At 64.1% G+C, this 5,787-nt stretch carries 4 protein-coding genes; 1 reads left to right on the top strand and 3 read right to left on the bottom strand.

The genetic code is table 11. The features are described 5' to 3' along the window. Positions 1–46 precede the first annotated feature (46 nt). Positions 47–1,324 (bottom strand): carbohydrate porin, encoded by a 1,278-nt coding sequence (locus WBB95_RS15370; protein WP_424488363.1) that lies wholly within the window; start codon positions 1,322–1,324, stop codon positions 47–49. 58 nt (positions 1,325–1,382) lie between these two features. Then, the gene (locus tag WBB95_RS15365; protein ID WP_424488362.1) at positions 1,383–3,791 is read right to left on the bottom strand and encodes a glucose/quinate/shikimate family membrane-bound PQQ-dependent dehydrogenase; all 2,409 of its coding nucleotides are present in this window, start codon (positions 3,789–3,791) and stop codon (positions 1,383–1,385) included. A 202-nt stretch (positions 3,792–3,993) separates the two neighbouring features. On the opposite strand from WBB95_RS15365, the gene WBB95_RS15360 reads away from it, so the two are divergent. Further along, positions 3,994–4,860, top strand: coding sequence for a Bug family tripartite tricarboxylate transporter substrate binding protein (locus tag WBB95_RS15360; RefSeq protein WP_424488361.1), 867 nt, complete (start codon positions 3,994–3,996; stop codon positions 4,858–4,860). Between the two features lie 21 nt (positions 4,861–4,881). Here the strand turns inward: WBB95_RS15360 and WBB95_RS15355 are convergent, their stop codons facing one another. Beyond that, the gene (locus tag WBB95_RS15355; RefSeq protein ID WP_424488364.1) at positions 4,882–5,757 is read right to left on the bottom strand and encodes a bestrophin family protein; all 876 of its coding nucleotides are present in this window, start codon (positions 5,755–5,757) and stop codon (positions 4,882–4,884) included. Positions 5,758–5,787: the final 30 nt, after the last annotated feature.

The raw sequence follows: 5,787 nt of genomic DNA, 5'->3' as shown, positions 1-5,787 counted from the left end.
TCGCGAGCAAGCCCGCTCCCACATTTCTTGACCGCGTTTCAGCCGCTTAGAACACGGCTTTGACCTGTAGGCCTAGCACCAGCGCATTGTCGATGTTGTCACCGGAAAAGGCCCCCGGCTCGATGATGTATTGCACATCCGGGCGCAACGTTAGCCATGGCGTGGCCTGGTAGCCATAACTCAGTTCGATCAACTGCTCGGCGTTATTCAGGTTGGGGTAATCCGTACCGGCATTGAACGCCGCCAGTTCCTGCACATCACGGCTGCGCGGGTTCGGCACGGCGCGGCCATAACCCAGGGCAACCGTGTCGCGGGGGCGACCGTCGAACGGTTTGTACAGCACCACGCCCGCGCCATACCACTTGCTGAACGGCGAGGCGGCTTCGCTGGCGGCCGAATATTGGCCGAAGGCGTGCAGCACACGGCCGGCGGAGGCGCTGGACGCCCACACGGCCTGGTCGACCAGCAGGTAATGACCGCCACGCCCGCTGACGGTCTTGTCGCTGCCGATGCGTTTCACGTCGGAGCTGTCGTAGTAGTACCCGAGCTTGTATTCACCCGGCAGCGGGCCCGCGTGTTTGTACACCAACTCGATCGGCACCACGGTGCCGGTGGTGTGTTTGGGGCCCAGGTGCCAGGCGCGGCTGGAGTTGCCGTTACTTTCCGGGTCGACATTGAACGCCGCCACACGCAATTGCCACTGCGGCGAAAAGTCGTACTTCACCCGCGCGCCCAAGCGCGCATTCGGGTAGTTGGCCCAGCCGCTGCCGCCGGACATGTTCAGCGGGTGCCCGCAGAAGCCGGCGTTCATGAAGTTGCACAGAATGCCGCTGTCGAGGCCGCCGAGGTCGTTGCCCATGGCCATGTAGCCGAGCTTGATGTTCAGCGCCGGGGTGAACAGCGTGCGCTCGTAACTCAGCTCGGTGAGGCGGGTGTAGAGGCCGCCGTAGTTTTCCTGGATCGGCAGGCGGTTGCCCACCAGGTCCTCGGAGGCGCTGTTGCCGCGACGGTCGTTGATGGTCAACTGAATGCGGTCGCCATTGTTGAAGCCGTAGAGCTTGCCCAGGTCGAACTGCACACCGAGCTTGAGGTTCTGCGAATAGCGCGCCGCACGGTGCTGGCCGCCGTCGGCGTTGTAGGCGGTTTCGCCGCTGTAATCGCCGGTAAAGCGGATGCCTTGTTCGTCGAGTTCACGGCGCAGGCCGCCCCAGTCGCCGGTCAGGGTGCTGTCGTCCGCCTGGACGGGCAGGGCGGCACCAAAGGCCAGGCCCAGGACGAGGCGCCCGAACAGGCTGTGGGGTAAGAAGTGAGAAGCGGGGGTCATGCGTGATCTTCCAGTTAAAAATGCGCGGCGCCGGGGGCAGGCACCGCGCAAACAAGGGTTACGGCAGGGCGTAGGCGATGACGTAGTCGCCACGGTCAGTGGACTGGCGCGCGCCACCGGCGGTGATGACGATGTACTGCTTGCCGGTTTTCGGCGACACGTAGGTCATCGGGCCGCCCTGGCTGCCCACGGGCAGGCGGGCTTCCCACACTTCATCGCCGTTGCCGCTGTTGAAGGCGCGCAGGTAGAAGTCCTGGGTGCCGGCGATAAAGATCAGGCCGCCTTGGGTCGACAGCGTGCCGCCGAGGGTCGGCAGGCCAATCTTGATCGGCAGGTGCATGCGAATGCCCAGCGGGCCGGTGTCTTCAACCGTGCCGACCGGCACTTGCCAGGCGATCTTCTGGGTCTTCATGTCGATGGCGGTCAGGGTGCCGAACGGCGGTGCCTGGCACGGAATGCCGGCAACCGACAGGAAGCGGTTTTTGTTCACCGCATACGGCGTGCCCTTGAGCGGCACGGCGCCCATGCCGGTGTTCAGCGCTTCGCCACCGGACGAGGCCTGGGCCTTGTTCTGCGACGGCACCATCTGGCTCCACAAGCCCAGGCGCATGTCATTGACGAAGATAAAACCGTGCACCGGGTCGGTGGAGATACTGCCCCAGTTCATGCCACCCAGGGAGCCCGGGAAACTCAGCGATTTATCGGTACCCGGCGCGGTGTACAGGCCTTCGTAGCGCATGCCCTTGAAGTCGATGCGGCACAGCAACTGGTCGAACGGCGTGGCGCCCCACATGTCCGACTCGGTCAGGGTCTGCGCGCCGATCTGCGGCATGCCGACCGATTTTGGCTGGGTCAGGGAGTAGGGTTCATTGGGGATGTTCGAGGCCTTGACCGGCACTTCCTTGACGTCGGTCAGCGGCTTGCCGGTGGCGCGGTCGAGCACATAAATCTGCCCGGCCTTGGTGCCGATCACCACCGCGGGTACTGCTTTGTCGCTGCCCGGTGGGGTGAAGTCGATCAGGCTCGGCTGCATCGGCAGGTCGAAGTCCCACAGGTCGTTGTGGACGGTCTGGTACACCCACTTTTCCGCGCCGGTGGAGGCATCCAGCGCCAGCACCGAAGCCCCGTATTTGTGGTTCAGCTGGGTGCGTTCCACGCCGTAGATGTCGGTGGACGAGCTGCCCATCGGCAGGAAGACCGTGTTCATCAGCGGGTCATACGACATCGGCGCCCAGCTGTTCGGGGTGCTGCGCACGTAGGTCTTGTCGCCGGTCGGGGCTTGTTTGTCTTGCGGGTTGCCCGGGTCGAAGGCCCAGCGCATTTGGCCGCTGATCACGTCGAAGCCACGGATCACGCCGCCTGGCATGTCGGTCTGGACGTTGTCGGCAACGCGCCCGCCGACGACGACGGTGGTGCCGGCGATCAATGGCGCCGAAGACAGCTGGTAGTAGCTGTCCGGTACATCGCCCAGGCCGGCTTTCAAATCAACCTGGCCGTGGGTGCCGAAGTCTTCGCAGAATTTGCCGGTGTCGGCATCCACGGCGATCAGGCGCGCATCAATGGTGTTGGTCAGCAGGCGACGCTGGCACTGCGCACCGGCTGGCACGCTGGCGGCAATGATCGGCGAGCTGTTGGGCTGGGTCGGCTGGGCAAGCGGCGCGGTGGCGTCGAAATACGCCATGCCCCGGCAACGCTGCCACACCGCCGACTTGGCGTTGACCTCGTTCTTCCACAGCTCTTTGCCGGTGTCGGCATCCAGCGCGATCAGGTTGTTGTGGGGCGTGCAGATGAACACTTTGTTGCCGATCTGCAGCGGGGTCAGCTGGTCTTCGGCGCCGTTGCCGTCGCTGATGGCGACGTCGCCGGTGTGGTAGGTCCACGCCACCTTGAGTTTATTGACGGTGTCGCGGTTGATCTGGTCCAGCGCCGCGAAACGGCTGCCGCCTTCGGTATTGCCGTAGTGCGCCCAATCCTTCTGCGCGCCGGCAGCGGCGACCGGGGTGATGCCAGGGCCGGCGCCCGTAGGGGCCAGGCTTGGGTGGGCGACAAACATGTTGCCCGCCGCGACAGCCACGCCCACCGCCAACACGGTGGCAACGCCATACGCACCGCGCGCAGGCTTGCCCACCAGCAGCGGGTAAACCAGCGCCACCACCATCCCGATGGCCGCGAACATGAACAGCCGCGAGAACAGCGGCCAGAACACCAGGCCTACGTCCGCGATTGCCCACACGGCCGTGCCGACCAGGAACGCTGCAAACAGCCACGCGCCCGCCGGTTTGCGCCGGGCAATCAATACCCCGGACACGGCCATGGCCACGCCGCCGATCAGGAAGTACCAGGAACCGCCGAGGCTGACCAGTTTGGCGCCGCCAACGGCCAGGGCCACGCCGAGCAGGGCGATGACAACGCCCAGGCCCAGCAGGAGATATCTAGAGGCGCCAGCGGCGCGGGATGCTCGTTTCATGTCGACAGGACTCGAAGGTGAGTGACTAAAGGTCGAATGTTAGCAAGATAAGTAACTAGTTAGTACATTAGAGTCCTGCAATAGACTATTACAGGTGCTGCGATGATGGGGCGTGGTCAAATGCCGCGCTGCGTCAGCGTACTTTCAGCCTGGAGGGTTTTGAGGTTTAGAATCGCCGGATTCGTGCCTTCGAGGTTCCACCATGAGTTCACCCACGCCCCTGCGCGTCCTGATCGGTTTTTCCCCGCGCAGCGCCTCCGACGACCTGCTCAACAGCATGGCCCTGGCGCTCTCGGCGGCCCTGGACCGCCCGATCCAGATCGAACTGATGCCCGGCGAACTCGGCGCAAAAGCCGCCCGCGCCCTGATCGCCAGCCCGGCGGACGGCAATACCTTGCTCGTTGCGACCTTTGGCACCCATGCCATCAACCCTAACCTGCGCACTGACCTGGGTTATGACCCGTTGCTGGATTTCGAACCGGTCTGCCTGGCAACGCGCTCGCCGCTGGTGCTCGGCACGCGCTTGCCGGTGACGAGTGTACAAGCGCTGATCGAGCTGGGCCTGAAGCAGACCCTGACCTATGGCAGTTCAGGCGTCGGCAGCGCGCCGTACCTGGCGGGGTTGCTGTTCGAGAAACTCACCGGCGTAACGCTGGTGCACCAGGCGTATCCGGATACCCGCGAACTCTACGTGGCCCTGGCGCAGGGCGGTCTCGACCTGAGCTTCAACAACGCCGCAACCATGCTGCCAGAAGTTCGCACAGGCACCCTGCGGGCACTGGCCGTCACCACGGCGCAACGGTCTGCGGCGCTGCCCGACGTGCCCACCCTGGAAGAGGCCGGCCTGAGCGGTTATGCGCTGAACAACTGGCTGGGTTTTGTCGCGCCCAAGGGCACCGCACCGGCGGCCGTCGCCGTGTTGAACGGGGCTATCGCCGCCGCGTTAAAAGCCCCGCAGCCCCAAGCGCTGCTCAGCGAAAACGGTATTGAAGCCATGGCCGGCACGCCGACGCAGTTCGCCCGGCACCTGGCCGATGAACGGGCGCGGTGGGCGTGGCTGCGCGGCTAGAGCGTGTGCAGGCACCCTGAATCACGCCAAGGCATCCCGCTGCATCGACTGCAGGTTCTTCTCGATGGTTTCGCAGATGGTTTCCATCTGGATCTGGTGCTCGCTGGAGTGAAACGGGCTTTGCAGGTCGGTGCCGATGCGTTCGATGGCCAGCAGCATAAAGCCGACCACCGTGGACGCCAGCGGCGTGAACCAGCCCAGGGATTCCACCAGGCCCACCGGCACGATCAGGCAGAACAACGAGATAAACAATCGCGGGAAGTACACGTAAGGGTAGGGCAATGGCGTATTGGCGATACGCTCCATGCCGCCCTGGGCGTTGGAGAGGTCAACCAGCGTCGACTCCAGGCGTGCCAGGCGGATGCTGTCCAGATGCCCGGCCTTGTATTCCCTGGCCAACAACGTGGCGGAGCCGGTCAGGATGTCGTTGGCAAAGTTGTTGGTGGCGCCGTTGCGGGCAAATTCTTCGGTGGGGATAAACGCGCGCACTTCATCCGGGCACGGTTGGCCCTTGAGGTGCGCCGCCAGGCAGTTCACATAGGCCACGTGGCGGCGCAGCAGGGTCGACTTGATCGGGTTCACCTCGCCGTCCGGGTCGTCGAGCAAGGTCAGCACCTGCCGGGCAAAACTGCGCGAGTTGTTGACCATCGCACCCCACAGCGTGCGCGCTTCCCACCAGCGGTTGTAGGCGCTGCTGTTGCGAAAACTGATCAGCACCACCAGCGCCGAACCCAGCAGGGTCAGGGGCATCAGCGGCAGGTTGATCTTGGTGGTGAGAAACAGCATGAAATCCACCGTGACGGCGACATCCCACAACAACAGCCAGAACAACGCCCAGCCCACATAGCCCATGGTCTTGATGATCAGGCGGTATTTTTTGACGATGGCAGCTTTCAAACGAGGACCTCGCGGCGAGCGGTTGGCAAC

The sequence above is a fragment of the Pseudomonas sp. genome (assembly GCF_049645325.1).
GTDB lineage: Bacteria > Pseudomonadota > Gammaproteobacteria > Pseudomonadales > Pseudomonadaceae > Aquipseudomonas.
The sequence above is the reverse complement of the archived record's forward strand: the minus strand, read 5'-3'. Positions and strand labels throughout refer to the sequence as shown.

Coding starts and splice junctions, on each gene's coding strand:
- WBB95_RS15370 (WP_424488363.1), bottom strand. CDS start 1,324: ATGACCCCCGCTTCTCACTTCTTACCCCACAGCCTGTTCGGGCGCCTC.
- WBB95_RS15365 (WP_424488362.1), bottom strand. CDS start 3,791: ATGAAACGAGCATCCCGCGCCGCTGGCGCCTCTAGATATCTCCTGCTG.
- WBB95_RS15360 (WP_424488361.1), top strand. CDS start 3,994: ATGAGTTCACCCACGCCCCTGCGCGTCCTGATCGGTTTTTCCCCGCGC.